We start from the raw sequence: 26,364 nt of genomic DNA, 5'->3' as shown, positions 1-26,364 counted from the left end.
GCGCATGTCCACCAGCGCACTGCACCTGCCCCCCAACGCCCCCGTCCTCTGGCGCGAGCGGCTCGGCCTGTTGCTCGAATCCACGGGCGAGGGCGTGTTCGGCATCGATCTGGCGGGCGATTGCGTCTTCATCAACCGGGCCGGCGCGCGCATGCTGGGGCTGGCCACCGGGGAGGTGATGGGGCGCAACATGCATGCGCTGACCCACCACTCCCACCCCGACGGCAGCCCCTATGCCGACAGCGACTGTCCGATCTTCAATGCCTTCCGCTCGGGCCTGCCCTGCCGGGTTGACAGCGAGGTCTTCTGGCGCGCGGACGGCACGGCCTTTGCCGTGGAGTATTCGAGCCACCCCATCGTCGAGGCCGGCCAGGTGCAGGGCGCGGTGGTCACCTTTGTGGACATTACCGAGCGCAAGCGCGCGGCTGGCGAGTTGCAGCGCGCCCACGACGAGCTGGCCCGCGCCAACGACGAACTGGAGCGCAGGGTGGCCGCGCGCACACAGGAGCTGTCGCAGGCGCTGGGCCAGTTGCGCGAACTCTCGGCGTACTCCGAGCAGGTGCGCGAGGATGAGCGCACGCGCATCGCGCGCGAGGTGCACGACGAGCTGGGCAGCCTGCTCGTGGCGTTGAAGATGGACGTCAACTGGCTGCACAAGCGCCTGGGCGAGCAGGGCGAGCGCAGCCCCGAGGCGGCGGGCGACATGCGCCAGCAGATGCGCTGCAAGTGCCAGAACATGAGCCGCCTGATCGAGAATGCGGTGGACAACGTGGGCCGCATCATCACCGACCTGCGCCCCAGCATCCTGGACCACCAGGGCCTGTGGGCGGCGCTGGAGTGGCAGGCGCAGGAATTCGTGCAGTCGGCAGAGCTGCAGCTCCACTGGCAGATGGAGGTGCCCGAGACGCTGCACCTGCCCGAGCCGGCCGCCATCGCGGTGTTCCGCATCTTCCAGGAGATGCTGAGCAACGTCGGGCGCCATGCCCAGGCCAGCGCCATCGCCATCCGCATCGATACCGAGGAGCAGCAACTGCATCTGCGCGTGCAGGACAACGGCGTGGGCGCCACGCGCCAGGCGCTCGAAGCGCCCACGGCCTACGGCGTCATGGGCATGCGCGAGCGTGCACGGCAAATGGGCGGGCAGTTGCACATCACCAGCGAGCCTGGCGAAGGCTCGTGCCTGCAGCTGAGCATTCCCCTGGAGGTGGCTCCATGAGCGCCCCGGTGCGCGTGCTCATTGGCGACGACCACCGCATCGTGCGCGAGGGCCTCAAACAGGTGCTGGGCGACCCGGCCAACGGCCTGCCCGACATCGTGGTGGCAGGCGAGGCTACCCATGGCCAGGAGGTGCTCGACCAGGTGGCGGCGCTCTCCGGTCCGACCGGAATCGACCTGGTGCTGCTCGATATCGCCATGCCGGGCATGGATGGCCTGGAGGTGCTGCAGGCCCTGCGCAAGGCCTGGCCGTTGCTGCCGGTGCTGATGCTCAGCACCTACCCCGAGCGGCAGTACGCGGTGCGCTGCATCCAGATGGGCGCGGCCGGCTACCTGCACAAGAGCGCCGACCCCGACGACATGGTGGCCGCCGTGCGCAAGGTGGCCGCCGGTGGCCGCTACCTTACGGAGGCCACGGCCCAGGCGCTGGCGGGCGCGGTGGAGCGCACCGGGGTGGTGCGCTCAGCCCAGCAGGGCATGCCAGCCGGGGTGGACGCGCTATCGTACCGGGAGCACCAGGTGTTCCGTCTGCTCACGGCGGGACAGAGCGTGGGCGAAATTGGTGCGCAGCTCAAGCTCGCGCCCAACACGGTGAGCACCTACCGCGCCCGCATCCTCGAAAAGACCGGTGCGCGCAACGATGTGGAGCTGGCGCTGCTGGCGCGCGGCACGCCTGCGGAGTGATTCTCGGGCGCCGGAGGCCCGATTTGTAGTGCTGCCCCTACATGCTGTAGACATCGCCCCCACGAATTCATGGCGGCGGGGCGGGTGAGGGTGCAACTGGCCCGCGCTTTGCGTAGTGCATGGCATCAACTTCTCCGAGGTGTGCCATGTCCGAATTCTTCTCGCCTTTCGATGCTGACCGCCCGTTGATGCTCAAGTGCAGCTGCGGCCGCGACCATACGGCCGCAGACCACCATGCCGAGGTGTCGGCCGACGCTGCCGCCGCCACCCTGCGCCAGCGCAGCCTCACCAGCGAGTTCGAGGCCTACAGCAATGAGTTCATCGAGGCGACGCTGGTCAAGGCGCTGTTCCCGCAGGACGCGGTGCGCCGGCGCTTCATCAAGGCGGTGGGCAAGGGCACGGCCATGGCGGCCATTGCCAGTGTGCTGCCGGTGGCCAGCATGCAGGCCATGGCACAGGAAAAAGGCGCGCTGGAGAAAACCAATCTCAAGATTGGCTTCATTCCGATCACCTGCGCCACGCCGCTGATCATGGCCCACCCGCTGGGCTTCTACAGCAAGCAGGGTCTGACCGTGGAGGTCACCAAGACGGCCGGCTGGGCGCTGATCCGCGACAAGATGATCAACAAGGAGTACGACGCCACGCACTTCCTGTCGCCCATGCCGCTGGCGATCTCGATGGGCCTCGGTTCCAACGCCACGCCGATGAACGTTGCCACCATCCAGAACGTGAACGGCCAGGCCATCACGCTGGCCCTGAAGCACAAGGACAATCGCGACCCGAAGAACTGGAAGGGATTCAAGTTCGCGATCCCCTTCGAGTACAGCATGCACAACTTCCTGCTGCGCTATTACCTGGCCGAGGCGGGGTTGAACCCCGATACCGACGTGCAACTGCGCGTGGTGCCGCCGGCCGAGATGGTGGCCAACCTGCGTGCGGGCAACATCGACGGCTTCCTGGGCCCCGACCCGTTCAACCAGCGTGCCGTGTTCGAGGAAGTGGGTTTCATCCACCTGCTCACCAAAGACCTGTGGAACGGCCACCCCTGCTGCGCCTTCGGCACCAGCACCGAGTTCATCCAGAAGAACCCCAACACCTTCGCCGCGCTGTACCGCGCGGTGCTCACCTCGGCCGCGATGGCGCGCGACCCGGCCAACCGCGAGCTCATCGCCAAGGTGATCGCGCCCCAGGCCTACCTGAACCAGCCCGAGGCCGTGCTCACCCAGGTGCTCACCGGCAAGTTCGCCGACGGCCTGGGCAAGATCCAGAACGTGCCCGACCGTGCCGACTTCGACCCCATGCCCTGGCAGAGCATGGCGGTGTGGATGCTCACGCAGATGCAGCGCTGGGGCTACGTCAAGGGCGACGTGGACTACAAGCAGATTGCCGAGAAGGTCTTTCTGATCACCGACGCCAAAAAGCAGATGAAAGCACTGGACCAGAAGGTGCCCGAGGGCGCCTACCCCAAGTTCAAGATCATGGGCCGCGAGTTCGATGCAGCCAAGGCGTCTGAATACGCCAAGAGCTTCCCGATCCGCAAGGTGACCTGAAATGAAGCACCCCCTGAGTCGCTTCGCGCCTTCACCCCTCTCTCGCATTGCTGCGCAGTGCGGGAGGGGGGTGCCCCAGCGCGGCGGGGCGGCCCTTGCGCGGGGGCGCTGGCTTCGGCCCTGCCCGTTTCGCGGGCTGATGGATTTGTGAAGCGCACGGAGATTTGACATGACAAGTTCCAAGAACCTCAACCTGCGCGCGGGCTTGCTGTCCGTGCTGATCTTCCTGACCATTCTGGGCATCTGGTACGCGGCCACGGCGTCGTCGGGCCCGGCCAACAGCACTGCGGGCATGAGTGCGGAACAGATCGAATACGCCAAGATGATGGGCAAGGACCCGGGCGCCGGCACCAAGCGCAGCGGCTTCCCCTCGCTGGGCGAAATGGGCGCCACGGTGTGGGGCCATGTGTCCAACCCGTTCTACGACAACGGGCCCAACGACAAGGGCATCGCCATCCAGCTGGCGCACTCGCTGGGCCGCGTGGCGCTGGGTTTTGGCCTGGCCTGCCTGGTGGCGATACCCCTGGGCTTCATCATCGGCATGTCGCCGCTGCTGCGCCGTGCGTTCGACCCGTTCATCCAGGTGCTCAAGCCCATCAGCCCGCTGGCGTGGATGCCGCTGGCGCTCTACACCATCAAGGATTCGTCGATCTCGGGCATCTTCGTGATCTTCATCTGCTCGGTGTGGCCCATGTTGGTGAACACGGCCTTCGGCGTGGCCTCGGTCAAGCGCGAATGGCTCAACGTCTCGGCCACGCTGCAGGTCAACCCGCTGCGCAAGGCTTTCCTGGTGATCCTGCCGGCTGCGGCGCCCACCATCCTCACAGGCATGCGCATCAGCATGGGCATCGCCTGGCTGGTGATCGTGGCCGCCGAGATGCTGGTGGGCGGCACGGGCATCGGCTACTTCGTCTGGAACGAGTGGAACAACCTGTCGCTGACCAACGTGATCTTCGCCATCCTGGTGATCGGCGTGGTCGGCATGCTGCTCGACCTGGCCTTCGGCCAACTGCAGAAGGTGGTGACCTATGTGGAGTGACGTCGCCCAGCGCCCGGCCGCCACTGTCCCCGACGCCCCGCAACGAAAGGCCTCCCCCGTGTCCTCCGGCTTCCTCCAGATCGATCGCCTCAGCAAGGCCTACGTGCCCTCCAAGCCGGTGTTCGCCGACGTGTCGTTCACGCTCGACAAGGGCGAATTCGTCTGCATCATCGGCCATTCGGGCTGCGGCAAGACCACCATCCTCAACGTGCTGGCGGGCCTGGACACCGCCACCTCGGGCACCGTCATCATGGACGGCCGCGAGGTCGCTGGCCCCAGCCTGGACCGGGGCGTGGTGTTCCAGAGCCATGCACTCATGCCCTGGCTCACCGTGCGCCAGAACATCGCCTTCGCCGTCAAGTCGCGCTGGCCCGACTGGAAGAAGGCGCAGGTCGATGCGCATGTGGAGAAATTCGTCGCGCTGGTGGGCCTGTCGCCGGCCATCGACAAGAAGCCCTCGCAGCTGTCGGGCGGCATGAAGCAGCGCGTGGGCATTGCGCGCGCCTTCTCCATCCAGCCCAAGATGCTGCTGCTCGACGAGCCCTTCGGCGCGCTCGATGCGCTCACGCGCGGCACCATCCAGGACGAGCTGATGGCCATCGTGCGCCAGACACAGCAGACGGTGTTCATGATCACCCACGACGTGGACGAGGCCATCCTGCTGGCCGACCGCATCCTGCTCATGAGCAACGGCAACGAGTCGCCCGCAGGCTACCACCCGGGCGGCATCGCCGAGGTGGTGGTGAACCCGCTGCCGCGCGAACGCACGCGCAGCAGCCTGCACCACCTGGACGGCTACTACCCGCTGCGCAACCACATCGTGGACTTTCTCGTGACCCGGGCCAAGGCCCACTGACCTCGCCAGAGACCACCCCGCCGGGTCGCCTGCATGGGTGGCCGGGGAGATCTGCATCCTGAATTTTTGCCCCCTGTTACAACGTCCCAACCCAAAGGAGCCAACATGAACCGCAACGACGTCACCGAAAAGATCATCAGCACCAAAGTCTCGAAAGGCCTGCAATGGGATGCCATTGCCAAGAAGGTCGGCCAGTCCAAGGAATGGACCACCGCCCTGTGCCTGGGCCAGATGACCGCGTCGCCCGAACAGGCCAAGGTGCTGGGCACGATCTTCGGCCTTACCGCCGAAGAGCAGAAGTGGCTGCAGGTCGTGCCCTACAAGGGTTCGCTGCCCACGCCCGTGCCCACCGACCCGCTGATCTACCGCTGGTACGAGATCGTGAGCGTCTACGGCACGACCATCAAGGAGCTGATCCACGAGGAGTTCGGCGACGGCATCATGAGCGCCATCGACTTCAGCATGGACATCCAGCGCCAGGCCGACCCCAAGGGCGACCGCGTGAATGTGGTCCTCTCGGGCAAGTTCCTGCCCTATAAGCAGTACTGAGTCTGCTGGCTTCGCCGGCAGCAGCGCTCAGAGTACCTGGACGGCCCGGCCGATGAACTGGATAGGCCCGGTGGGCTTGCCGATGGGCGAGCCCGTGGGTGGCTCCAGCGTCAGCTCGAAGAGCTGGTTGGGCTGCAGCGGCGGCAGCTTGTCGAGTTGCACCTGCAGTGGCTGGCCGGGTTTGACCAAGCCCAGCGAGACGGGGCCATTCCAGTCGTCGGCCTTGGTCCAGAACTCGAGCGCCTTGTCGGCAGGCACTTCGGCCACGCCCAGCGGTATCAGGCTGATCTGCCGGGGCGAGCTGGCCTGCACCACCCAGCCGGGCGCCTTGTCCTGCGGCGCAACCAGCACGACCATGAATTTCGGTGGTGCTGCCACCGGTGCAGTGCGGGTGACCAGCACCGCAGCCATCACGGCCGCCATGGCAAAGCCGGAGCCTGCGAGTGCGCGCCACAGGCCCAGGTGGTTCCACCAGCCACCGGAAGCGTTGCACGGGGGCATTGTTGCTGCAGGTACGGCCGGCGCCCTGGCCTGCTGGCGCGTGCCTTGCAGCGATGCCTCGATGCGCGAAGCCAGGTGCGCAGGCAGCGGTACCGGCTCGGCCAGCTGGGTCAGGGGCAGCAACCGTTCCTCCCAGTCGTTCACCGCCTGCTGCAGCGCAGGCTCGGTGGCCAGGCGCTGCGAAACGGCCAGGCGCTCGGCTGCGGGCAGCGTGCCCAGCACGTACTCGCCGGCCAGCACCTGCAGGTCGTCGTTCGGGTCTTCGGGGTAGGGCGTGCTCATGCCATGCACTCCCGCAGCGAGGTCAGGCTGCGCCGTATCCAGGCCTTCACGGTGCCCAGTGGCGCGCCCAGGCGTTCGGCGATCTCGCCGTGCGTGCAGCCTTCGACATAGGCGTGCAGCACGCAGTTGCGCCGTGCCGGCTCCAGAGCCTCCAGGCAGTGCTGCAGGCGGCCCAGGCTGGTGTTCAGCTCGAAGCTGCTGGCGGCATCATGGAAGGCCTGCACGGACATGTCGGCCTCCAGGGTGTGGGTGGTTTCTTCGTCGATATCGACATGGCGGCGTGCGTTGCGCACGGCGTTCAGAGCCAGGTGGCGCACCACGCTGTAGATCCAGCCGCGCGCACTGCCGCGCGCCGCGTCGTAGCCAGTGGCCCGGCTCCAAATGTTCACGCAGGCGTCGTGCACGATGTCCTCGGCCAGTGCCCGCTGGCGCACGATGCGCAGCGCCACGCCCAGCATTCGCGGGCCCTCGTGCTCGTACAGCCGGCGCATGGCCTGGCGGTCGCCGGCTGCGCAGGCGGCCAGGGCCGCTTCGTAGTCAAATTCGCCAGGGGTTTCAGGCACGGTTGCGCAAGGGGCTCGGCACGGTCGTCGGTTGGCTGGGGCTGGCGCAATGCCAGCGCCCAGGGCGTGCCTACATCCTAGCCCACCAGGCCCTGCATCCACGCGCAATCCCCTGAATGACAAGGGATTGCGTTCATCGCACTGCGGGAGGTGCTTATGCGGCCTTCCAGAAGATGTAGTCGGCCTGGTACTTCACGATCTGGCGCTCACCCTTGTTGGCGGCGCTGCAGGCGGCAGCGGGGGCTGCGCCACCCTTCAAGGCCACGCGCTGGATGTAGGTCACGCCCGTCATGGAGCCCGAACCCATGGCCGGGTTGGCCTTCACGAGCTGGTAGGGGATGTTGCCGGCACCGGCCGGGGCCACTGCCACCTGTGTGGCGGTCAGCTTGGAGCCGTCCTTCGACTCCCAGGTGGCGGGTGGGCCGTAGTAGGTGCCCACTTGCTTGCCGGCGCGGTCGTTGAGCACGGCCTTGGGGCCCACGAAGAACCATTCGGTCTGGCCGGGCGCGTTGGCCTTGTCGCGGCATTCGTAGGTGATCTCGCCCACGCCCACGGTTTCCATGGCGACCTTGTTGCCGCCGGGCACCTTCACGGTGTCGGGCAGGCTGTCCTGCGAGAACATGGGCCCGCTGCTGGAGCCCATCATCGAGCCGCAGGCCGTCAGCAGGGCTGCGGCGGCGATGGCTCCGGCCAGGGAGATGGTGCGGTAGAGCGTTGGCTGGGTGGTCGTCATGGCGTTCCTCTTCTTCAAATGGGTTGAATGGACAGCAGCAAAAAAATGGGCTGCTGCAGGTACTACCCACGAAGACGCCGTTTGGATGCAGGCAGGCGGAAAAATAGTTGAAATACTTTTTGCGTACTCAGGGGCCGCCGATCAGAGGCTCATGGGCCAGGAGCTCGTCTTGACCCGGATGGAGGCGGGCCGGGGCTCATACGGCACATCGCCCGCCCCCGCAATCGCTGCCGCAATGGTGCGCGCCTGCCGGGCGAGGGGCTCGATGAAGCGGCTGGCCTGCCCGCCGATGGTGATGCAGTCGCCCAGGGCGTGGATACCCGGTACGCTGGTCCGCAGCTGTTGCGGCGTCACGGCGATGCCGCCATCCCAGGCCAGGCCGGCACTCTGGGCCAGGCGCGGCGGGGTCTGCAGGCCGGCAGCCACGATCACCTGGTCGGCCGTGAACTGCCGGCCGTCGGTGGTGGTCAGCTGCAGGGCGCCCTCGGGGTCGGGCACGGCCAGCGCGTCGAGCGAGGCCACGCGAACGCCGCCGACGAACGCGATGGGCAATGTGCCCCATGCCGCCAGCAGTTCGCTGGCGCGGGCTTCGCCAGCGCAGCGCGCCAGCGGCAGGGGCTCCGTGTCGAGCAGGGTGATGCTGTGGCCGCCCAACGCCAGATCATTGGCCAGCTCGCAGCCGATGAGGCCGGCGCCCACGATAAGCACGCGGCGCGGCGTGTGGCCCAGGGCGGCGCGCAGGCGCTGGTAGGCCTGCAGGTGGTTGATGCGCCAGCACAGTGCGGCCGGCAGCCCGGGGGGCAGGGCGGCGCGCGCGCCATGGGCCAGCACCAGGTGCTGGTAGCGCAGCGGGCCGCGCGTGGTGCGCAGCGTGCCACCGTTGGCAGATGTGTCGATGCGCACGGCATGCGTGTGTGCCAGCAGGCGTACGCCCAGGCGCGTTGCTGCGACCGCGCCGCTCTCGCGCACCAGGCGCTCGGCGGGCAGGTGCTTGGCCATGGCGATGGACAGCTGCGGTTTGTCGTACACATCGCCGCTGCAGTCGGTCACCAGGGTGATGGGGCGCTGCGCGTCCAGGGCGCGCAGGGCTTCGGCCACCAGCCAGCCTGCACGGCCGGCGCCCACGATGACAACGCCAGGCCGGGCGTTGCGCGCGGTTGTGGGTAAGACCGCCGTGCCGCTGCGTGCCTGGGCTTTCAGTGCCTCCATGCTTGGCGCCAAGTAGGGCTCGAAATCGCCCTTGGTCACGCCGCACAGCGGACAGCCCCAGTCGTCTGGGATTTCGGCATAGCGGGTGCCGGGCGGCAGGCCGCCGTCGGGGTCGCCCTGTGCCTCGTCGTAGATGTAGCCGCAGGCGTGGCAGATGTACTGCAGCCAGGGATCGTCGGCCAGCGCGGAGTGGGTGATGGCGGCAGCGCTCATGCCGGCATCTCCTCGGTGGACAGGCGCGCGATCTCCTTGCGCAGGTGCTTGATGGCCGGGGTGACGATGGCCACGAAGTGCGATTCGCGCACCCGGCGCTGCACGTCCGAGCTCATGAGATAGCCGCGCGCGCCCTGGTGCATCAGGGCCGACTGGGCGGCGCGCAGGCACAGCTCGGCGCCATGGGCGCGGGCGTCCAGCACGTCGATGAAGAAATCGGTGCGGGTGTCGAAGGGCGTCTCGGCCAGCCGCATCACGCGCGTGGTCAGCGCGTCGAGTTCGGCCTGCAGGGCATCGGGCCGGTCTTCGAGGAACTGGTTGACGTGGCCGAGCTGTGCTTCCACCGCCCACATCGAGTCGATGGCCCCCTGCGTGATGCCCACGGCCATGCCGCACTGCAGCATGACAAAGGCGGCGCGGATGCGCGCGATGGTCGGCCGTGTCGGGTCGGCAATGGTGTGGTCCGCGCCGACGAAATGGTCCTTGAGGCGCAGCGCGTAGGTGCCGGTGCCCTCCATGCCCGAGAAGCTCGGGCACTCGCGCATCTCCACGCCCGGCGCACCGCAGCGCAGCAAAAACATCAGCTCGCGCGGCGCGCTGCCCTCGGGTTGGGCGATGGCCGCCACGGCGCCGCAGTAGTGGTCCGGCCCCAGGTTGCTGACCCAGGGCAGGGTACCGTTCACCAGGTAGCCGCCTTCCACCGGCGTGGCCTTGAGCAGCAGGGATTCGATCTGGGCGTAGCTCTTCATGGGGTTGGACAGGGCGGTGCCGCCCAGGCCGACCCCGCTGGCATGGCGCTGCAGCACCTCGCCCATCAGCGCGGGGTTGCCCGACTGCTGCAGGTACAGCCCGCACACTGCCTGGCACCACAGCATGAAGCCGGTGGCACCGCACACGCGCGAGACCTCGGCCATGGCGCGGATGGCCAGGCCGTAGTCTGCCGGCCCAGCCGTGCTGTCCAGGTGCACCGCCATCGCGCCCACGGCACCCAGCTGCTGCAGCTCGGCGCGCGGGTAGTAGCCCACGCGGTCGATGGCCTCGGCCTGCGCGGCCAGCGGGCCCTGGGCGATGGCGCGCACGGCGGCGAGCAGCGCGTCGCCCTGCAGGGCGCCTTCCAGGTGGAGTTGGGGAGGGAGATCGGCGGGGTTCATGGGAAAGTCCTTGGAAGCGCAGGCAGGCAAAGAAAGGGCGGAGCGGGGCCGGTGGTCAATCCATCAGGCCGATCTCGAACGGAATCGGGTTGCGCATGCTGTTGGCCACGGGCGAGTAGAAGTTGGCGTGCTGCACGATCTCGTCGAGCACTTCGCGCGGTGCGTCGCCCTCGATCAGCACCTTCACGCGGATCGCCTGGAAGCCCATCTCGGGAGGCAGCTTCTGCAGCGCGCCACCGGCGCCCCAGGCGGCGGGGTTGCCGATGTCGCCCTCCATGAAGATCTCGATCTTGCTGAGTGTGACCTGCTTCCAGGTGGCCACGGCGGTGATGCCCACGGCCAGGCAGCCGCCCAGGCCCGAGAGCACGATCTCGCCCGGGGCGGGCGCCGTGTCCTGGCCGAACAGGTGCAGCGGCTCATCCACCACCACGGGCGTATGGCTGCCCACGGTGCTCAGCGAGCGGTACTGCCCCTCCATCACTGTGTGGACCTTGTTGGTGCCGCGGCTGGCGGGGTTGTTGCGGCCTTTTTCGGCAAAGGCCATCAGGCCGTCGCGGTCGATGGGACGCAGTGCGGTGTGGACGGTGGTGACGGGAGCGGTGGGTTCCAGCAGGTCGGTGGACATGGGTTTCCTTGGAGGCAGTGATGAATGAAAGAAGCAGAAAGGGATGGGTGGGGCAGCCTGCCCCAGCCCGTGGTCAGGCCGCCAGTGCCAGCGCGGGCTTCCTGGCCGTGCGCAGCAGGGGCAGCCCGCTCTCGATGGGCAGCTTGTCGTCGCGCGACCATTCGTTCCAGGAGCCGAAGTACATGCGCACGTCGGCAAAGCCGGCCTGCTTGAGCGCCAGGAAGGTGTTGGATGCACGCGCGCCCTTGAAGCAGTACAGGTACACCGTGTCGCTCGGGGCAATGCCTGCGGTGGCGCATTCGGCGCGCACCTCGTCGGGCGACTTGAAGACCGGGCCCTGGGCGGAGGGCTTCATGAAGCGGTACCACTCCACCCACTTGGCGCCCGGCAGGCGGCCCTTGCGGGGTGCGAAGTCCTTGCCATAGGGGCTGGAGCTTTCGCCGATCCACTCGTCCACGTCGCGCACGTCCAGCAGCACGGTGTCGGTGCCCAGGGCTTCGGCGACGTCGTCCTTGGTCAGCATCACGTCGGCCGTGGCCAGGGTGGTCGGGAAGATGGCGGGCATGGGTACCACGGCCTCGGTGGAGACGGGCAGCTCGGCCGCCTTCCAGGCCGAGTAGCCGCCGTTCAATACCTTGACCTTGGGGTAGCCCAGCCAGGTCAGCAGGTAGTAGCCGCGGCAGGACTGGCCGTAGCCGCTGTTCAGCGCGTCTTCGTAGAACACCGCCGTCTCGGCACCCGACAGGCCGATGGCCCCCAGGTGCGCGGCAAAGGTGTCCTTGAGTTCCTGCAGCCCCTCGGGGCTGGAGGTGGCCAGAAAGGTGAAGGTTTCGCGCAGGTTCACCGCGCCCGGGATGTGGCCCAGGGCATAGGTGTCGGCGTCGCGGGTGTCGATCAGGACGACAGGCTCGGCGGCCTGCAGGGCCTGCAACTGGGTGGGCGAGATCAGGACGGCGTCGGAATCGGTGCTCATGGGAAACCTTTCGATGCGGTGGTGGGCAGGATGGCCTACCTCCCTTACCGCAACAGGTGTGCCAGAGTCGTCGATTCGAGTTGAAATTCATCGAGAGCAATTTCCGCTCTACATTCAATGCTATTCAATGGATAGCAAAAATGAACTTCGTGACCCGAATGCAAGGAGGCGCTGGCGACTGCCTTGAACACTGTGTCGACAAATTGTCGACACAGTGGCGAGCCTTTCACCGGGCTCAGCGCAGGCCCGCCTTGCGCAGGCGGTAGCTGAACTGGCGCAGCGTGAGGCCCAGGCTTTGCGCCGCGCGCGACTGGTTGCCGTGGTGCTCGGCCAGGGCCGCCTGCAGGGTGTGGGCGCTGTGGGAATGCGCCGGGGCGTAGTCGCGCACCAAGGGCGCATCGCCCGGCGCCTGCGCCGGGGGGGCTGCCACGGGGGCCGGCTGGGTGGCCGTGGCGCCAGGAAGGAAGCGGCCCAGCTCCGCATCGGTCACCAGCGTGTCGTTGGCCAGCAGCACCAGGCGCTCGATCACGTTGCCCAGTTCGCGGATGTTGCCGGGCCAGGGGTGTGCTTCCAGGCGCGCCAGGGCATCGGGCGCCAGGTTCACGTTGCGCTGGTGGGCCTGGTTGGCGCGGCTCACGAAGTGCAGCGCCAGCGCGCGGATGTCCTCGCGCCGCTCGGCCAGTGAGGGCAGGCGGATCGGGATCACGTTGAGCCGGTAGTACAGGTCCTGGCGGAACTGCCCGGCCTCCACCTCGCGCGCCAGGTCGCGGTTGGTGGCGGCCACCAGGCGCACGTTGACCCTCACCTCGCGCTGCCCGCCCAGGCGCACCAGCGTGCCTTCCTGCAGGGTGCGCAGCAGCTTCGATTGCATGGCCAGCGGCAGCTCGCCGATCTCGTCGAGGAAAATGGTGCCGCTGTCGGCCTGCTCGAACCAGCCCGCGCGCGCCGTGCTGGCGCCCGTGAAGGCGCCGCGCTCGTAGCCGAACAGTTCGGACTCGAACAGCGCATCCGGTATGGCCGAGCAGTTGACCTTGATGAAGGGCCGGTCGCGCCGGCCGCTGGCCAAGTGCACGGCGCGTGCGAACAGCTCCTTGCCCGTGCCTGATTCGCCCAGCAGCAGCACCGTGGCCTGGGTCTGCGAGACGCGTTCGAGTTCGCCCAGCGCCTGCAGCAGCGAGGGTGAATTGCCGATCAGCCCGTAGCGCGCGCTCTTGGTGTTGAGTGCGTTGGCCAGCACGGCGTTGCGTGCCTCCAACTGGCGCGTTTGCTCGGCCACCAGGGCCTCAAGCTGCAGCAACTGGCCTACCAGCGTGGCCAGCACGCGCAGCACGGCCAGGTCGTCGTTCAGGTGGCGCTGGCGGCTGCGGATGCGGTGGCAGGCCAGCACCCCGATGGGCGCGTGGTTCAGCTCGATGGGCAGGGCGATGAAGGCCACCGTCTCGGGCGGCAGGTGGCTGCGCTGCACCGCGCGCGCCAGGAACAGCGGTTCGGCATCGATGTCCTGCACGATGGCCGGCTGCCCCGTGGCCAGCACCCGCCCCGTGATGCCCTCGCCCCAGGCGTAGCGCCCGCGCTCCACCTCGGCCTGGGTCAGGCCATAGGCGTGCTGGATGGAGGAGGTGCGGGGCGCCGCAGCCCCTGCCGTATCCACCAGCACGATGCGCCCCCGGTTCAGGCCCAAGAGCTCGCTCATCAGGTGCAGCATCTCGCGCAGCACCAGGCCCGGTGCCAGGCTGCGGCCGATCAGCCGCATCACCTCGCGCATCAGCAGCAGCTCCTGCGCATGCCAGTCGGGCTGGGTGCGCGGGTGGCCAGAGGCGGGCGGGGCGGTCATGCCCCGGGTGTTGCAAGTTCTGCGCCACGCGGACTGTCTCGGGTGCATTAAAGTCGGCACCCATGGGCCGCCTTGCGGGCGGCAAAACCCCTCTACCTTCTGTCGAAAGCACCGCCATGACCACCTTCGGAACCCCCCTGTCCCCCCATGCCACCAAAGTCATGCTGCTGGGCTCGGGCGAGCTCGGCAAGGAGGTCCTGATCGCGCTGCAGCGCCTGGGCGTGGAGACCATCGCGGTCGATCGCTACGAGAACGCCCCCGGCCAGCAGGTGGCCCACCACCGCCGCACCATCACCATGAGCGATCCGGCACAGCTCAAGGCCCTGATAGAGGCCGAGCGCCCCCACCTGGTCGTGCCCGAGATCGAGGCCATCGCCACCCCCATGCTCGAAGAGCTGGAGGCCGCCGGCACCGTGCGCGTGATCCCCACCGCACGCGCCGCGCGCCTGACCATGGACCGCGAAGGCATCCGCGTGCTGGCCGCCGAAACCCTGGCCCTGCCCACCAGCCCCTACCAATTCTGCAATTCGCTGGACGAGTTGCAGGCGGCCATCGACGCCGGCATCGGCTACCCTTGCATCGTCAAGCCGGTGATGAGCAGCTCGGGCAAGGGCCAGAGCAAGATCGACGGCCCCGGTGACGTGAAGACCGCCTGGGACTACGCCATGGCCGGTGGCCGTGTGAGCCACGGCCGCGTCATCGTCGAGGGCTTCATCGACTTCGACTACGAGATCACCCAGCTCACCGTGCGCGCCGTGGGTGCCGATGGCCAGATCGAGACCCATTTCTGCGACCCCATCGGCCACGTGCAGGTCAGCGGTGACTACGTGGAAAGCTGGCAGCCCCACCCCATGCACCCGGCAGCGCTCGAAAAATCGCGCCAGATCGCCAAGGCCGTGACCGACAACCTGGGCGGCCAGGGCCTGTTCGGCGTGGAGCTGTTCGTCAAGGGCCAGGACGTGTGGTTCAGCGAAGTGAGCCCACGCCCGCACGACACTGGCCTGGTGACGCTGTGCACCCAGAACCAGAGCGAGTTCGAACTGCACGCCCGCGCCATCCTGGGCCTGCCGGTGGACACCAGCCTGCGCAACCCCGGCGCCAGTGCCGTGATCTACGGAGGCGTGGATGCCGTGGGCATCGTCTTCGACGGCGTGGAGGAGGCCCTGCGCGTGCCCGACACCGACCTGCGCCTCTTCGGCAAGCCCGAGAGCTTCACCAAGCGCCGCATGGGCGTGGCCCTGGCCCGCGCTGCGGACGTGCACACCGCGCGCGACAACGCCAAGCTCGCCGCCAGCAAAGTCAAGCCACGGAAGGTGATCACCCCCTGAGTCGCTTCGCGCCTTCACCCCTCTCTCGACTCGCTGCGCGAGTCGGGAGGGGGACGCCCCCAGTGCGGCGGGGCGGCCCTTGCACGGGGGCACTGGCTTGGGCCGCGCCAGTTTTTTTCCTTGCGTGACGTCCTACGTATCGCAGAAAACCGGCGCAGACTTCGACTCAACCATCCTCGCGGATCTGGCGCCCTGTGAGCTTGAGGAACAGGTCCTCCAGGTTGGCCGGCCGGTGCAGGGTGCGCAGATGCGGGTGCGCGCCCAGCGCGTGCAGCAGGGGCTGGGCGTTCTGGGTGTAGAAGAACACCGTTTCGCCGCTGACCTCCACGCGCGCCGCCAGGGGGCGCAGCGCGGCATCTTCGGCCAGGGCCACGGCGCCCACGCCGAAGACTTCCACCACGTCGGGCTCCAGGTGCTGGGCAATGAGTTCGCGCGGGCGGCCTTCGGCGATCTTCTTGCCATGGTCGAGCACCAGCAGGCGTGAGCACAGGCGTTCGGCCTCGTCCATGAAGTGGGTGGTCAGCAGGATGGACTTGCCCTGTTGCAGCAGCAGTTGCAGGCGCTCCCACATCAGGTGGCGGGCCTGGGGATCGAGGCCCGTGGTGGGCTCATCCAACAGCAGCAGACGCGGGTCGTTGACAAGGGCGCGTGCCAGGCTCAGGCGCCGCTTCATGCCGCCCGAGAGTTCGCCGGGCTTGGCGTTGGCCTTGTGGCCCAGCGAGGCGAATTCGAGCAGGCGGGGCACGCGCTCGTCCATGGCTGGGCCCTTGATGCCGAAGTAGCGGCCGAACACGCGCAGGTTCTCGTAGCAGGTGAAATCCGGGTCCAGCGTGTCGAACTGTGTCACCACGCCGATCTGCGCCTTGATGGCCAGCGCGTCGTGCGGCATGTGCAGGGGGTCTGCACCAGCGCTGGGGTAAAAGCGCACGCTGCCGCTGTCGGGGTTGGTCAGGCCCAGGCACATGCGGATGGTGGTGGTCTTGCCCGCGCCGTTGGGGCCGATCACGCCCAGGCATTCACCGGGGGCGATGGCGAACGAGACGTCGTTGACCACCGTGGTTTCGCCATAGCTTTTGCGCAGATCGCGCACTTCGAATAGATCCGTCATGCACCGATTGTGTGCGATAGCGGAATCCGGGGTGCGCTCATGCCTCGACCATGCGGCCTCTTCCTTGGGCCTTGGCCAGGTAGAGCGCCGCATCGGCCCGGCCCATCAGGTCGGGCAGGCGCGTTTCCGCAGGCAGCAGCACCGCCATGCCGGCGCTGTAGTCGAGCGCAAAGCCCAGTTCTGCGACGCTGGTCTCCTGCAGGCGCGTGCGCAGGCGGCGGTCGAAGGCGATGCCTGCAGGCGCGCTGTTGTGCAGCAGCAGCACGCCGAATTCCTCGCCCCCCAGCCGCCCGACCAGATCGCCGGCGCGGCAGGTTTCCTCCAGCAGGCGGGCAAACAGCTTCAGTGCCCGGTCGCCCGTCTCGTGGCCATGGGTGTCGTTGATCTGCTTGAAATAGTCCAGGTCCAGCACCAGTGCCGTGAGCGGCAGGTGGTGGCGCCAGGCGTGGGAGAGCATGTTGTCGGCCTGCTTGGTGAAGCCACGCCGGTTGAGCACGCCGGTGAGGCCGTCGGTCATGGCCAGGGCGCGCAGCTTGTGCTCGGCCTCGGCACGCCAGGCCACCAGCAGGGCCACGGTGCCCAGCACCAGGCAGACGTTGGTGGCCACGGCTGCAGCCAGGTTCACGGGGTGCGGCGTGCGAAAGCTCGGGTACTGATCGGTGAATGCGCCCAGCATGCCGCGCGCCAGGGTGAACGCCGCCGAGGTGACCAGGCAGGCCAGGAGCAGGCGCCGCCACCGCGGGTCGGCATAGCGTGCAGGGTAGAGCGTGGCGCGTGCCACGATGAGCAGAATGGCGGCCATCAGCAGGTTGGCCCAGCCCACGCGCCAAGCATAGTCGCCAAACGTGAGTGTGTAGCCCAGCGGGGTGATCACCACCAGAACCCGCAGCAGGGACTTCAAGGGGCGCTCGCCCAGCCATTCGCCCAGGGCACGGTACAGCATCCACTGTGCCACTGCATTGCAGGCCACCGACAGGGTGGACAGGGCTTGGTCCCACCACGTCCCGGCCGCGATGATGGCCGCCCAGGCCGTGGCCTGCAGCAGCATGCTGGCCTGCACATAGCGGGCTGCGGGGCTCACTCCGGGGCCCATGATCAGGGGCAGGGCGGCCGAGATCATGAACAGGTTGGCGGCCATCACCGCCATCAGTGTCAGAAAGTCCAGTGGCATGGATGGATGCGCCGCCGTGCGGCTGGGACGGTATTACTGGAACGCCACCTCGGCAAAGCTGCGCAGCTTGCGACTGTGCAGGCGGTGGATGCCGCCCTCGCGCAGGATCTCGATGGCGCGCATGCCGATGCGCAGGTGCTGGTCCACCCGCTCGCGGTAGAAGTGGTTGGCCATGCCGGGCAGCTTGATCTCGCCGTGCAGCGGCTTGTCGCTCACGCACAGCAGGGTGCCGTAGGGCACGCGAAAGCGGAACCCGTTGGCCGCGATGGTGGCGCTTTCCATGTCCAGCGCCACGGCGCGGCTCTGGCTGAAGCGGCGCTGGGGCATGTTGTCGGGCAACAGCTCCCAGTTGCGGTTGTCGGTGCTGGCCACGGTGCCGGTGCGCATGATGCGCTTGAGGTCGGCTTCGGCGATCTGGGTCACGTCGGCCACGGCCTGCTCCAGCGCCACCTGGATCTCGGCCAGCGCCGGGATCGGCACCCACAGCGGCAGTTCCTCGTCAAGCACGTGGTCTTCGCGCACATAGGCATGCGCCAGCACGTAGTCGCCCAGTTGCTGGCTGTTGCGCAGGCCGGCGCAGTGGCCCAGCATCATCCAGGCGTGCGGGCGCAGCACGGCGATGTGGTCGGTGATGGTCTTGGCGTTGGCCGGGCCCACGCCGATGTTGACCATGGTGATGCCGCTGCGGTCCTGGCGCACCAGGTGGTAGGCGGGCATCTGCGGCAGGCGCGGCGGGGCCACGCCCAGGGCGTCGGCCTCCGCCGCCGGCAAGCCGACGCGGCGCGTGATCACGTTGCCCGGCTCGATGAAGGCCACGTACTCGCTGTCGGGCTTGGCCATCTCGGCATGGCCCAGGCGCACGAACTCGTCGATGTAGAACTGGTAGTTGGTGAACAGCACGAAGTTCTGGAACCACTCGGGTGCCGTGCCCGTGTAGTGGCGCAGACGGTGCAGCGAGTAGTCCACGCGCGGCGCGGTGAACAGCGACAGCGGCTGTGCCTCGCCCTGGCGCGGTGCCCAGGTGCCGTTGGCGATGCCGTCGTCCATGGCGGCCAGATCGGGCAGGTCGAACACGTCGCGCATCAGCATGCGGCGCTCCTGTGTCAGCGTGCCTTCGATGTGGTCGTGCTCGGCGAACGAGAAGTGGATCGGGATGGGCTGGGCACTCGTGCCCACTTCCAGTTCCACGTTGTGGCTTGAGCGCAGCAGGCGGAACTGCTCGGCATAGTACCGTGCAAACAGGTCCGGGCGGGTCAGCGTGGTCTCGTAGCGGCCGGGGCCTTCCACGAAGCCATAGGCCAGCTTGGTGTCCGCCCGTGCCACCGTGGTGGTGTGGATGCGCACGAAGGGGTAGAAGGCGCGTACATGCCCCGCCGGCGTATCGCCGGAGACGAACTGGTGCATGGCCTCGCGCAGGTGGCCGATCTGCTGCTGGTAGATGCGCTGCACCTGGGCCAGGGCCTCGGCAGGGTCGGTGTGGCGGGTGGGGGCGATGAAGTCGGGAATCAGGGGCATGGCCCTATTGTCCACATGCGGCGGGGTGGTGGGGATGACAGCTACCTGCACTGCACCAGAAATTCACGGGAAACCGCCCTGTCGGACCCTCGCCCGGGCCCGCTGTGGCGTTCAGGCCGCAGTTTGCGCGCCCTGGCCCAGCAGCCACTGGCGGATGGCCGGGGCGTCCAGGGGCACCGAGATCAGGTGCCCCTGGATCAGATCGCAACCCAGGCTGCGCAGCAGGGCCATCTGTTCGGCGGTCTCCACCCCCTCGGCCACGGTCTTGAGCTGCAGGCTGCGGCCCATCTGCACGATGGCGGTGACGATGGCCACGTCGTCGGCGCTGTCCGGGGTGTCCATCACGAAGGAGCGGTCGATCTTGAGCTTGTCGATGGGGTAGCGCTTGAGGTAGGCCAGCGACGAATAGCCGGTGCCGAAATCATCGATGGAGATGCCCACGCCCAAGTCCTTGAGGGCTTGCAGCGTATCGAGCACCTGGCCGTTCTGGTGCATCAGCACCGATTCGGTCAGCTCGATCTCCAGATACTGCGGCGCCAGGCCCGTGGCCCTGAGGGCGGCGGCGATCTCGCCGGCCACGTCGCGCTGGCGGAACTCCAGGGCCGACAGGTTCACGGCCACCGGCACCAGGGCCAGCCCCTCGTCCTGCCAGGCCTTGAGCTGGCGGCAGGCCTCGTGCAGTACCCAGCGGCCAATCGGGGTGATGAGCCCGCGCGACTCGGCGAAGGCGATGAAATCGGTGGGGCCCACCAGACCGCGCACCGGGTGGCGCCAGCGCACCAGGGCCTCGAAGCCCCGGAGCGTGCCGTCCTTCAGGCAGATCTGCGGCTGGTAGTGCAGCACGAAGGCGTTGTCCGCGATGGCCTCGCGCAGCAGGCGCTCCTGCTGCAGCACCTCCATGGCGCGCAGGTCCATACCGGGCTGGTAGAACTGGCGGTTGCCGCGGCCACTGTCCTTGGCCTGCTGCATGGCCGCGTCGGCACAGCGCAGCAGTGCGTCGCCGGTGGCCCCATCGTCCGGGAACAGGCTGATGCCGATGGACGGCGACATGGTCAGCGGCAGGTGGCCCACCGTGAAGACGGTGCGCATGGCCTGCAGCACGGCGTCGGCCACCTGGGCCGCATCCTCGGGCGTCTCGATGCTGGTGAGCACCAGCACGAACTCGTCGCTGCCCAAGCGGGCCACCACGTCGGCTTCGCCCACAGCGTGGCGCAGGCGGTCGGCCACTTCGCGCAGCAACTGGTCGCCGGCGTGGTGGCCGAGCGAATCGTTCACGGTCTTGAAATGGTCCAGGTTCACGAACAGCACCGCCACCTGGCCCTGGCGGCGTGCCAGAGCCTTGGCCAGCTGTTCCATCAGGTGGCGGCGGTTGGGCAACTGCGTGAGCGAGTCGTGCAGGGCGTTGAAGGCCTCGCGCTCCTGCGCCTGCTTGCGCGCGGTGATGTCACGCACCACCACGATGCGGTAGTCCGCATGGTGAAACGGCATGGTCTTGCCCACCACCTCCACCGGGATGGCATGGCCATCCTTGTGGCGAATGGTGACCTCGTAGGGATCTTCGCGGCCGCTGCGCGTGTAGTCCAGCGCCACCGCGCGCCATTCGGGGCTGATGAAGTTGAAGATGGACAGGCCCACCACCTCGTGCAGCGCATAGCCTGTGAGCCGGTAGAGGGCCTCGTTGCCGTCGGAGATCAGGCCATCGCGGTGGAACACGATGGCCTCGTCCGTGGCTTCGGTGAACTTGCGCATGCGCTCTTCGCTCTCGCGCACCGAGCGCTCGGCACGCCAGCGCTCGCTGATGTCGGTGATCAGCACGAAGGAGCCCAGTTGCCGGTCCTTCTGCGCGCCTTCGAAGTGCGGGATGAGATTCACTTCGATCATGCGCACATCGCCATTGGGCAGGGTCTGCTCACGCGCGTACTTGACGTGCTCGCCCCGGGTGGAGCGCTCCACATGGGGCTGTATGGCCTGCCAGGCCTTGTCGCCGATGGCTTCCTGCACCGTGAGGCCGAGGATGGATTCGGTGGAGTGTCCGTTATAGGCCGCATAGCCCTGGTTGGCAAACAGGCAGTGCAGGCCGGGCAGGTCGAAATAGGCCATCAGCGCGGGCACGGAGTCCGCGATCAGGCGCAGCAGCAGGTCGCTGGAGCGGCCCTGCTCGGCGGTGCTGGCTGCGTTGATCGTTTCTGGCATGTACCACCCGGTTCCTGCGCTGTATTCCGTTATAGCCGATTCACCTGACGCCGGCGTAAGGTAGTTCTCCCTATGCACATGGCAGGGCAAATAGGTCTTTTCTGGCGCGCCCCGGATAATCGGGGCCATGACCTCCAAAGAAAACCAAGCCGGCACTGACTTCAGCACGCTGGCCCTCGGCCCCTCCACGCTGGCCAATCTGCAGCAGTTGGGCTACACGCAGATGACTCCCATCCAGGCCGCCAGCCTGCCGCCCGCCCTGCTGGGCAAGGACCTGATCGCCCAGGCCAGCACCGGCAGCGGCAAGACGGCCGCCTTTGCCCTGGCCCTGCTGGCCAACCTCAACCCGCGCCGCTTTGCCGTGCAGGCGCTGGTGCTGTGCCCCACGCGCGAACTGGCCGACCAGGTGACCACCGAGATCCGCCGCCTGGCGCGGGCCGAAGAGAACATCAAGGTCGTCACGCTGTGCGGCGGTGTACCGCTGCGCGGCCAGACCGTGAGCCTGGAGCACGGTGCCCACATCGTGGTCGGCACGCCCGGCCGCGTGATGGACCACCTGGAGCGCCAGCACCTGTCGCTGGAAGCGCTCAACACCCTGGTGCTCGACGAGGCCGACCGCATGCTGGACATGGGTTTCTTCGACGACATCGCCACCGTGGCGCGCCAGTGCCCCAAGGAGCGCCAGACCCTGCTGTTCTCGGCCACCTACCCCGAGGGCATCGCCAAGCTGAGCCAGCAGTTCATGAAGGCGCCCGAGCAGATCACCGTGCAGGCCCAGCATGCCGAGGGCAAGATCGAGCAGCGCTGGTACGAGGTGAAGAACTCCGAGCGCCTGCACGCCGTGTCGCAGATCCTGGACCACTTCCGGCCCGAGTCCTCGCTGGCCTTTTGCAATACCAAGCAGCAGTGCCGCGACCTGGTGGCCGTGCTGCAGGCCCAGGGCTTCAGCGCCCTGGCGCTGTACGGTGAGCTGGAGCAGCGCGAGCGCGACCAGGTGCTGGTGCAGTTCGCCAACCGCAGCTGTTCGGTGCTGGTGGCCACCGACGTGGCCGCGCGCGGCCTCGACATCGCCAACCTGGCAGCGGTGATCAACGTGGACGTGACGCCCGACGCCGAGGTGCACATCCACCGCATCGGGCGCACCGGCCGGGGCGATGCCGAGGGCCTGGCGCTGAACCTGTCGAGCATGGACGAGATGGGCAGCGTGGGCAAGATCGAGCAGTTGCAGGGCCGCGAATCGCGCTTTTACCCGCTGGCCGAACTCACGCCCACGGGCAACGGGCCGCTGGTGCCACCCATGGCCACCATCCAGATCATCGGTGGCCGCAAGGAGAAGATCCGTGCTGGCGACGTGCTGGGCGCGCTGACCGGCGAGATGGGCTTCACACGCGAGCAGATCGGCAAGATCAACGTCAACGAGTTCTCCACCTACGTGGCGGTGGACCGCACCGTGGGACGCCAGGTGGCCGACCGCCTCAACAGCGGCAAGGTCAAAGGCAAGTCCGTGAAGGCCCGCCTGGTTACCGACTGACCAGCATCTGCACCATGGCATCGTAGCCCCGCTGCTTTGCCAGTTGCAGCGGCGTGTTGCCCTGCCGGTCGGTCAGCGTCTGGCTTGCCCCCGCCTTGACGAGGGCCTTGAGCGTGGCCTGGTGGCGCGGCCCGCCGTTGCCCAGCACGATGGATTCGATCAGCGCCGTCCAGTGCAGGTTGTTCACATGGTCCAACGGCGCGCCGGCGGCGATCAACTGGCGCACCACGCCGTCGTGGCCCAGGTGGGCGGCGGCGATCAGGGCCGTGCCGTCGTAGCGGCTGGTGACCTGTTTCGCGCTGGCACCCAGCGAGAGAAGCAGGGCCAGCGTTTCCTCGTCGTCGGCCACGGCGGCGATCGTCACCGCGTCGTAGCGGTCGTTCTCCAGCAAATCCAGGCCGGCGCCGGCCTTGGCCAGTGTTCGGATGGCGTCACGCTGCCGGGCAAACGTGGCCACGTGCAGCGGCGTGCGCCCATGGGCGTCGCGGGCATTGGCCAGTGCCGCGGCACTCGGGCCTGCGATCAGGCGCTGCAGGGCGGCAGTGTCGCCATGGGCCGCCGCAGCATGCAGGCCCTGGTAGGCCGCTATGTCCGCAGGGCTGGGTGGCACCTGGGCCTGTGCCGGTTGCAGCGCTGTGAAGGCCAGGGTGGCGGCAATGGCGCACAGCGCACGCGCCGTGCTCGAAAAAGAAGGGGCGGTGCGGTGGGCCATGGCGCTTTCCTCGTCGGTCAGGTGTGGCTTACTTGAGCAGGTCCTGCACCTTGGCGATGCCGGCCACGGCGCATTGCTCGTCCAGGTGGCCGCCAGGCGCACCGCCCACGCCCACGGCACCGATCACTTCGTTGCCCACCTTCACGGGCACGCCGCCGCCCAGCAGCAGGTAGCCCGGGATGTTGACCAAGTTGGCCGCAGCGGGGTTCTTCTGGGCGCCTTCCATCATGGCCAGCGTGGTGTTCTTGGCAGATGCCGAGGTGTAGGCCTTCAGGCGGCTGGCTTCCAGCGTGTGCGGGCCGGCATTGTCGGCGCGGTACACGGCGCGCACGGTGCCGGCGCGGTCCACCACGGTGGCGGTCACGGCATAGCCGTTGGTGGTGCAGGTGGCCACGGTCTGGGCGGCGATCTGCGTGGCCAGGTCCAGCGAGATGTTCTTTTCGGTGCGCACGCCTTCGGCGCTGGCAGCGGTGGCGACGAAAGCGAGGGCGATGGCGGCGGTCTTGAAGTGGCGTTGCATGGTGTGTTCTCCGGTGGTGTGGAAGGCCGGCCTGGCAGGTCGTCAGGCCGTGGGAGAACTGTAAAAAATGCAGGCGGCCGGCGCCATTCGTGCGGCTACGCGCGGGCCTCCGTAGAACTACGGAGTGCTGTCCACCAGCGCGGCGTAGCGCCTTATCAATTGCGCCAGAGACTCTGCCCCGAGCTTGGCGAACAGGTTGGCGCGGTGGGTTTCCACGGTGCGCGGCGAGAGTTCCAGCGCACGGCCGATCTCCTTGTTGGTCAGGCCTTCGACGATCAGGCCCAGCACCTCGCGCTCGCGCCCCGAGAGCTGGGCATGGCGCTCGCGCGCCTGCTGGTCGGCCTGGTGGCGCTCGCGCGAGCGCACGTGCTGGCGCACCGCGTTCTGCAGGGCCTCGATCAGCACCTCGTCGTCCACCGGCTTTTCGAGAAACTCGGCGGCGCCGGCCTTGAAGGCGCGGCGGCACATGTCCACTGTGCCGTGGCCGGTGAGCATGATCACCGGCTGGTCCACGCCCTGCGCCAGCAACTGCTCCAGCAGGGCCAGGCCGCTGGTGCCCGGCATGCGCACGTCGAGCACGATGGCCCCGATGCTGGCCCGGTCGAAGCCTGCGGCAAAGGCCAGCGGGTCGGCCCAGGCCTGCACACGCAGGCCCACGGTGCTGATCAGCAGGGAGAGGCCCTCGCGCACGGCGGCATCGTCGTCCACCAGGTGGATTTGCGGGGACAGGGGCGTGGCGTGGTCGGTCATGGAAGCACCGGGGTGTGGAGGGGGGCGGCCGGGTGGGCGGCGGCGGGTGCCTGCGCCGTCACCGGCATCACCAGCACGAAGGCCGCGCCGCGGCCTGCAGCGGGTGCCAGCCACAGCTGCGCGCCCATGGCCTGGGCCAGGCTTTCGCACAGCGTGAGCCCCAGGCCCAGGCCACCCTCGCGCGTGGTGTAGAAGGGCTCGAACAGGCGCTCGCGCGCCTCGGCCGGTATGCCCGGGCCATGGTCGCGCACGGTCAATGCCACCTGGCCCGTGTCCTGCAGTGCCATGTGCAGCTCCAGCCGGCGCTCGGTGGCGGGCACCTGCTCCATGGCCTGCAGGGCATTCATCACCAGGTTGTGCACGATCTGCTGCAGGGCCACGGGTTCGGCCAGCACCGCAGGCAGTTCGGGTTCCGCCTCCAGGACCAGTGCCACGCCGCGCTGCTGCAGTTCAGGCTCCACCAGGTGCAGCACATCCTGCACGGCGGCGGGCAGGGCCAGCGGATGGGCCTGCCCGGCCAGGTCGGGGCGCTCCACCAGGCGGCGCAGCCGGCCCACCACGGCCGATGCGCGACGCGCCTGCTCCACGGCGCGGCCCATGGCGTCGAAGGCGGTGTCCAGGTCGGGTGGCGATTCGCCCAGCAGGCGCTTGGCGGCCTGGGTGCTGGCCAGCAAGGCCGTGAGGGGTTGGTTGAGCTCGTGTGCCATACCGGCGGCCAGCTCGCCCAGGGTGTTGAGCCGGGCCACCTGGCCCAGGCGCAGCAGCTCTTCGGCCCGCTGGCGCGCCACGCGCTGGCGCCACCACGCCAGAGCGCCGGCCCAGAGGGCAGCCGTGAGCACGCACCAGCCCAGCATGGCCCACCAGGGCAGCTCGGCCGGGGTCACGGTGCGCTCGGCCACCACGTCCAGGGGCTGGCTCGGCGATGCCAGCAGCTTGTGCACGCTGAAGTGCCAGCCCAAGCGGTCCAGGCGGCGCCCCGGCTGCACCACGAAGGACTGGCCAGCCCGGTCCAGCGCCACGCGCACCGGGCTGGTCACGGGGTTCATGGGCCATTCGTCCAGCGGCACGGTGGCCGCCAGGTCGATCTGCAGCGCATAGCTGGCCGGCGTGCCGGCCAGCACCAGGTGGTAGCGGCCGGCGGCCAGGTCGGCCAGGGCCATTTCGGCGCGGCCGGAGCGGCGCGAGGCTGCCTCGGCTGCATCGAGCGCGGCCTTCTGCGCGGCAGGCCAGGCACCCGCAGCCGGGCGCTGCAGCACGGCCAGGATCTGGGGGTAGACGGACGGCAGGCGCGGCAGGGTCGACGCGGCTGCCGTGTCGGCCACCGCGCCCTGCACCGGCGGTTGCAGCAGCGCCAGCGTGGCCATCACCGCGTCGTGCTGCACCACGCGCTGGCTCAGCAGCCGGTGCACGATGCGCGCATCCGTATCGAAGGCCGCGCGCAACTGCTCCACGCGCGCATGCGCCAGCCAGCCGGCACCGGCGGCGGCCACGAGGGCCCACAACAGCAATCCTGCGAGGCGATGGCGCCATGCCTTGGTCATGGGGCGGATTCTGGCACG

Annotated in this window: 24 protein-coding genes; 8 read left to right on the top strand and 16 right to left on the bottom strand. The window is 68.3% G+C overall.

Going from position 1 to position 26,364, the window contains the following annotated elements:
• Positions 1 to 4 precede the first annotated feature (4 nt).
• The 6 genes from QYL93_RS10320 to cynS all read left to right on the top strand — a co-directional run bounded on the left by QYL93_RS10320 (position 5) and on the right by cynS (position 5,893).
• Positions 5 to 1,216, top strand: coding sequence for a PAS domain-containing sensor histidine kinase (locus QYL93_RS10320; protein ID WP_305743578.1), 1,212 nt, complete (start codon positions 5 to 7; stop codon positions 1,214 to 1,216).
• Positions 1,213 to 1,899, top strand: coding sequence for a response regulator transcription factor (locus QYL93_RS10315; RefSeq protein ID WP_305743577.1), 687 nt, complete (start codon positions 1,213 to 1,215; stop codon positions 1,897 to 1,899). The genes QYL93_RS10320 and QYL93_RS10315 overlap by 4 nt, the downstream gene beginning before the upstream one ends.
• 146 nt (positions 1,900 to 2,045) lie before the next feature.
• Positions 2,046 to 3,449, top strand: coding sequence for a CmpA/NrtA family ABC transporter substrate-binding protein (locus QYL93_RS10310; protein WP_305743576.1), 1,404 nt, complete (start codon positions 2,046 to 2,048; stop codon positions 3,447 to 3,449).
• 169 nt (positions 3,450 to 3,618) lie between these two features.
• On the top strand, positions 3,619 to 4,488 hold the full coding sequence (gene ntrB, locus QYL93_RS10305) for a nitrate ABC transporter permease (RefSeq protein WP_305743575.1): 870 nt from the start codon (positions 3,619 to 3,621) through the stop codon (positions 4,486 to 4,488).
• Positions 4,478 to 5,344: an ABC transporter ATP-binding protein gene (locus QYL93_RS10300; protein ID WP_305743574.1), complete on the top strand. Its 867-nt coding sequence runs from the start codon at positions 4,478 to 4,480 to the stop codon at positions 5,342 to 5,344. The genes ntrB and QYL93_RS10300 overlap by 11 nt, the downstream gene beginning before the upstream one ends.
• Positions 5,345 to 5,449: 105 nt before the next feature.
• The gene (gene cynS, locus QYL93_RS10295) at positions 5,450 to 5,893 is read left to right on the top strand and encodes a cyanase (protein ID WP_305743573.1); all 444 of its coding nucleotides are present in this window, start codon (positions 5,450 to 5,452) and stop codon (positions 5,891 to 5,893) included.
• A gap of 27 nt (positions 5,894 to 5,920) precedes the next feature.
• Here the strand turns inward: cynS and QYL93_RS10290 are convergent, their stop codons facing one another.
• The 8 genes from QYL93_RS10290 to QYL93_RS10255 all read right to left on the bottom strand — a co-directional run bounded on the left by QYL93_RS10290 (position 5,921) and on the right by QYL93_RS10255 (position 13,977).
• Positions 5,921 to 6,676 carry an anti-sigma factor domain-containing protein gene (locus tag QYL93_RS10290; RefSeq protein ID WP_305743572.1) on the bottom strand — a complete coding sequence of 252 codons (756 nt, stop codon included), beginning with the start codon at positions 6,674 to 6,676 and terminating at the stop codon, positions 5,921 to 5,923.
• A complete protein-coding gene (locus QYL93_RS10285; protein ID WP_305743571.1) occupies positions 6,673 to 7,239 on the bottom strand; it encodes a sigma-70 family RNA polymerase sigma factor in 567 nt (188 codons plus the stop codon). Before QYL93_RS10285 ends, QYL93_RS10290 begins: the two co-directional genes overlap by 4 nt.
• Positions 7,240 to 7,393: 154 nt before the next feature.
• Positions 7,394 to 7,972 (bottom strand): DUF3455 domain-containing protein, encoded by a 579-nt coding sequence (locus tag QYL93_RS10280; RefSeq protein ID WP_305743570.1) that lies wholly within the window; start codon positions 7,970 to 7,972, stop codon positions 7,394 to 7,396.
• A gap of 141 nt (positions 7,973 to 8,113) precedes the next feature.
• A complete protein-coding gene (locus tag QYL93_RS10275; protein ID WP_305743569.1) occupies positions 8,114 to 9,394 on the bottom strand; it encodes an FAD-dependent oxidoreductase in 1,281 nt (426 codons plus the stop codon).
• On the bottom strand, positions 9,391 to 10,545 hold the full coding sequence (locus tag QYL93_RS10270) for an acyl-CoA dehydrogenase family protein (RefSeq protein ID WP_305743568.1): 1,155 nt from the start codon (positions 10,543 to 10,545) through the stop codon (positions 9,391 to 9,393). The genes QYL93_RS10275 and QYL93_RS10270 overlap by 4 nt, the downstream gene beginning before the upstream one ends.
• A gap of 55 nt (positions 10,546 to 10,600) precedes the next feature.
• Positions 10,601 to 11,170: an OsmC family protein gene (locus QYL93_RS10265; protein ID WP_305743567.1), complete on the bottom strand. Its 570-nt coding sequence runs from the start codon at positions 11,168 to 11,170 to the stop codon at positions 10,601 to 10,603.
• Positions 11,171 to 11,243: 73 nt separating this feature from the next.
• The gene (locus QYL93_RS10260; RefSeq protein WP_305743566.1) at positions 11,244 to 12,143 is read right to left on the bottom strand and encodes a sulfurtransferase; all 900 of its coding nucleotides are present in this window, start codon (positions 12,141 to 12,143) and stop codon (positions 11,244 to 11,246) included.
• 235 nt (positions 12,144 to 12,378) lie between these two features.
• Positions 12,379 to 13,977, bottom strand: a complete 1,599-nt coding sequence (locus QYL93_RS10255) for a sigma-54-dependent Fis family transcriptional regulator (protein WP_305743565.1) — start codon at positions 13,975 to 13,977, stop codon at positions 12,379 to 12,381.
• A 116-nt stretch (positions 13,978 to 14,093) separates the two neighbouring features.
• On the opposite strand from QYL93_RS10255, the gene purT reads away from it, so the two are divergent.
• Positions 14,094 to 15,305, top strand: coding sequence for a formate-dependent phosphoribosylglycinamide formyltransferase (purT, locus tag QYL93_RS10250; RefSeq protein ID WP_305743564.1), 1,212 nt, complete (start codon positions 14,094 to 14,096; stop codon positions 15,303 to 15,305).
• 166 nt (positions 15,306 to 15,471) lie between these two features.
• Here purT and QYL93_RS10245 read toward each other — a convergent pair whose 3' ends face one another.
• From QYL93_RS10245 to QYL93_RS10230, 4 genes are all read right to left on the bottom strand, one after another.
• Complete coding sequence (locus tag QYL93_RS10245) at positions 15,472 to 16,413, bottom strand: ATP-binding cassette domain-containing protein (protein WP_305743563.1); 942 nt, start codon at positions 16,411 to 16,413, stop codon at positions 15,472 to 15,474.
• A gap of 37 nt (positions 16,414 to 16,450) precedes the next feature.
• The gene (locus tag QYL93_RS10240) at positions 16,451 to 17,584 is read right to left on the bottom strand and encodes a GGDEF domain-containing protein (RefSeq protein WP_305743562.1); all 1,134 of its coding nucleotides are present in this window, start codon (positions 17,582 to 17,584) and stop codon (positions 16,451 to 16,453) included.
• A 33-nt stretch (positions 17,585 to 17,617) separates the two neighbouring features.
• Entirely contained in the window at positions 17,618 to 19,099 is a 1,482-nt protein-coding gene (locus QYL93_RS10235; RefSeq protein ID WP_305743561.1) for an AMP nucleosidase, read from the bottom strand.
• Positions 19,100 to 19,210: 111 nt separating this feature from the next.
• On the bottom strand, positions 19,211 to 21,292 hold the full coding sequence (locus tag QYL93_RS10230) for a bifunctional diguanylate cyclase/phosphodiesterase (protein WP_305743560.1): 2,082 nt from the start codon (positions 21,290 to 21,292) through the stop codon (positions 19,211 to 19,213).
• Positions 21,293 to 21,419: 127 nt separating this feature from the next.
• On the opposite strand from QYL93_RS10230, the gene dbpA reads away from it, so the two are divergent.
• The gene (gene dbpA, locus QYL93_RS10225) at positions 21,420 to 22,823 is read left to right on the top strand and encodes an ATP-dependent RNA helicase DbpA (RefSeq protein WP_305743559.1); all 1,404 of its coding nucleotides are present in this window, start codon (positions 21,420 to 21,422) and stop codon (positions 22,821 to 22,823) included.
• Here dbpA and QYL93_RS10220 read toward each other — a convergent pair.
• The 4 genes from QYL93_RS10220 to QYL93_RS10205 all read right to left on the bottom strand — a co-directional run bounded on the left by QYL93_RS10220 (position 22,813) and on the right by QYL93_RS10205 (position 26,346).
• Positions 22,813 to 23,535 carry an ankyrin repeat domain-containing protein gene (locus QYL93_RS10220; protein ID WP_305743558.1) on the bottom strand — a complete coding sequence of 241 codons (723 nt, stop codon included), beginning with the start codon at positions 23,533 to 23,535 and terminating at the stop codon, positions 22,813 to 22,815. The genes dbpA and QYL93_RS10220 overlap by 11 nt on opposite strands.
• Positions 23,536 to 23,563: 28 nt before the next feature.
• The gene (locus tag QYL93_RS10215; protein WP_305743557.1) at positions 23,564 to 24,055 is read right to left on the bottom strand and encodes a heme-binding protein; all 492 of its coding nucleotides are present in this window, start codon (positions 24,053 to 24,055) and stop codon (positions 23,564 to 23,566) included.
• A gap of 117 nt (positions 24,056 to 24,172) precedes the next feature.
• Positions 24,173 to 24,805: a response regulator transcription factor gene (locus QYL93_RS10210; protein ID WP_305743556.1), complete on the bottom strand. Its 633-nt coding sequence runs from the start codon at positions 24,803 to 24,805 to the stop codon at positions 24,173 to 24,175.
• Positions 24,802 to 26,346 carry a sensor histidine kinase gene (locus QYL93_RS10205; RefSeq protein ID WP_305743555.1) on the bottom strand — a complete coding sequence of 515 codons (1,545 nt, stop codon included), beginning with the start codon at positions 26,344 to 26,346 and terminating at the stop codon, positions 24,802 to 24,804. Before QYL93_RS10205 ends, QYL93_RS10210 begins: the two co-directional genes overlap by 4 nt.
• Positions 26,347 to 26,364 lie beyond the last annotated feature (18 nt).

It is taken from the genome of Acidovorax sp. A1169 (assembly GCF_030704685.1).
Lineage (GTDB): Bacteria > Pseudomonadota > Gammaproteobacteria > Burkholderiales > Burkholderiaceae_C > Acidovorax.
The sequence above is the reverse complement of the archived record's forward strand: the minus strand, read 5'-3'. Positions and strand labels throughout refer to the sequence as shown.

Bases quoted from the DNA above. Each gene is read 5' to 3' on its own strand.
- QYL93_RS10320 (WP_305743578.1), top strand. From the start codon at position 5: ATGTCCACCAGCGCACTGCACCTGCCCCCCAACGCCCCCGTCCTCTGG.
- QYL93_RS10315 (WP_305743577.1), top strand. From the start codon at position 1,213: ATGAGCGCCCCGGTGCGCGTGCTCATTGGCGACGACCACCGCATCGTG.
- QYL93_RS10310 (WP_305743576.1), top strand. From the start codon at position 2,046: ATGTCCGAATTCTTCTCGCCTTTCGATGCTGACCGCCCGTTGATGCTC.
- ntrB (WP_305743575.1), top strand. From the start codon at position 3,619: ATGACAAGTTCCAAGAACCTCAACCTGCGCGCGGGCTTGCTGTCCGTG.
- QYL93_RS10300 (WP_305743574.1), top strand. From the start codon at position 4,478: ATGTGGAGTGACGTCGCCCAGCGCCCGGCCGCCACTGTCCCCGACGCC.
- cynS (WP_305743573.1), top strand. From the start codon at position 5,450: ATGAACCGCAACGACGTCACCGAAAAGATCATCAGCACCAAAGTCTCG.
- QYL93_RS10290 (WP_305743572.1), bottom strand. From the start codon at position 6,676: ATGAGCACGCCCTACCCCGAAGACCCGAACGACGACCTGCAGGTGCTG.
- QYL93_RS10280 (WP_305743570.1), bottom strand. From the start codon at position 7,972: ATGACGACCACCCAGCCAACGCTCTACCGCACCATCTCCCTGGCCGGA.
- QYL93_RS10275 (WP_305743569.1), bottom strand. From the start codon at position 9,394: ATGAGCGCTGCCGCCATCACCCACTCCGCGCTGGCCGACGATCCCTGG.
- QYL93_RS10270 (WP_305743568.1), bottom strand. From the start codon at position 10,545: ATGAACCCCGCCGATCTCCCTCCCCAACTCCACCTGGAAGGCGCCCTG.
- QYL93_RS10265 (WP_305743567.1), bottom strand. From the start codon at position 11,170: ATGTCCACCGACCTGCTGGAACCCACCGCTCCCGTCACCACCGTCCAC.
- QYL93_RS10260 (WP_305743566.1), bottom strand. From the start codon at position 12,143: ATGAGCACCGATTCCGACGCCGTCCTGATCTCGCCCACCCAGTTGCAG.
- QYL93_RS10255 (WP_305743565.1), bottom strand. From the start codon at position 13,977: ATGACCGCCCCGCCCGCCTCTGGCCACCCGCGCACCCAGCCCGACTGG.
- purT (WP_305743564.1), top strand. From the start codon at position 14,094: ATGACCACCTTCGGAACCCCCCTGTCCCCCCATGCCACCAAAGTCATG.
- QYL93_RS10245 (WP_305743563.1), bottom strand. From the start codon at position 16,413: ATGACGGATCTATTCGAAGTGCGCGATCTGCGCAAAAGCTATGGCGAA.
- QYL93_RS10240 (WP_305743562.1), bottom strand. From the start codon at position 17,584: ATGCCACTGGACTTTCTGACACTGATGGCGGTGATGGCCGCCAACCTG.
- QYL93_RS10235 (WP_305743561.1), bottom strand. From the start codon at position 19,099: ATGCCCCTGATTCCCGACTTCATCGCCCCCACCCGCCACACCGACCCT.
- QYL93_RS10230 (WP_305743560.1), bottom strand. From the start codon at position 21,292: ATGCCAGAAACGATCAACGCAGCCAGCACCGCCGAGCAGGGCCGCTCC.
- dbpA (WP_305743559.1), top strand. From the start codon at position 21,420: ATGACCTCCAAAGAAAACCAAGCCGGCACTGACTTCAGCACGCTGGCC.
- QYL93_RS10220 (WP_305743558.1), bottom strand. From the start codon at position 23,535: ATGGCCCACCGCACCGCCCCTTCTTTTTCGAGCACGGCGCGTGCGCTG.
- QYL93_RS10215 (WP_305743557.1), bottom strand. From the start codon at position 24,055: ATGCAACGCCACTTCAAGACCGCCGCCATCGCCCTCGCTTTCGTCGCC.
- QYL93_RS10210 (WP_305743556.1), bottom strand. From the start codon at position 24,805: ATGACCGACCACGCCACGCCCCTGTCCCCGCAAATCCACCTGGTGGAC.
- QYL93_RS10205 (WP_305743555.1), bottom strand. From the start codon at position 26,346: ATGACCAAGGCATGGCGCCATCGCCTCGCAGGATTGCTGTTGTGGGCC.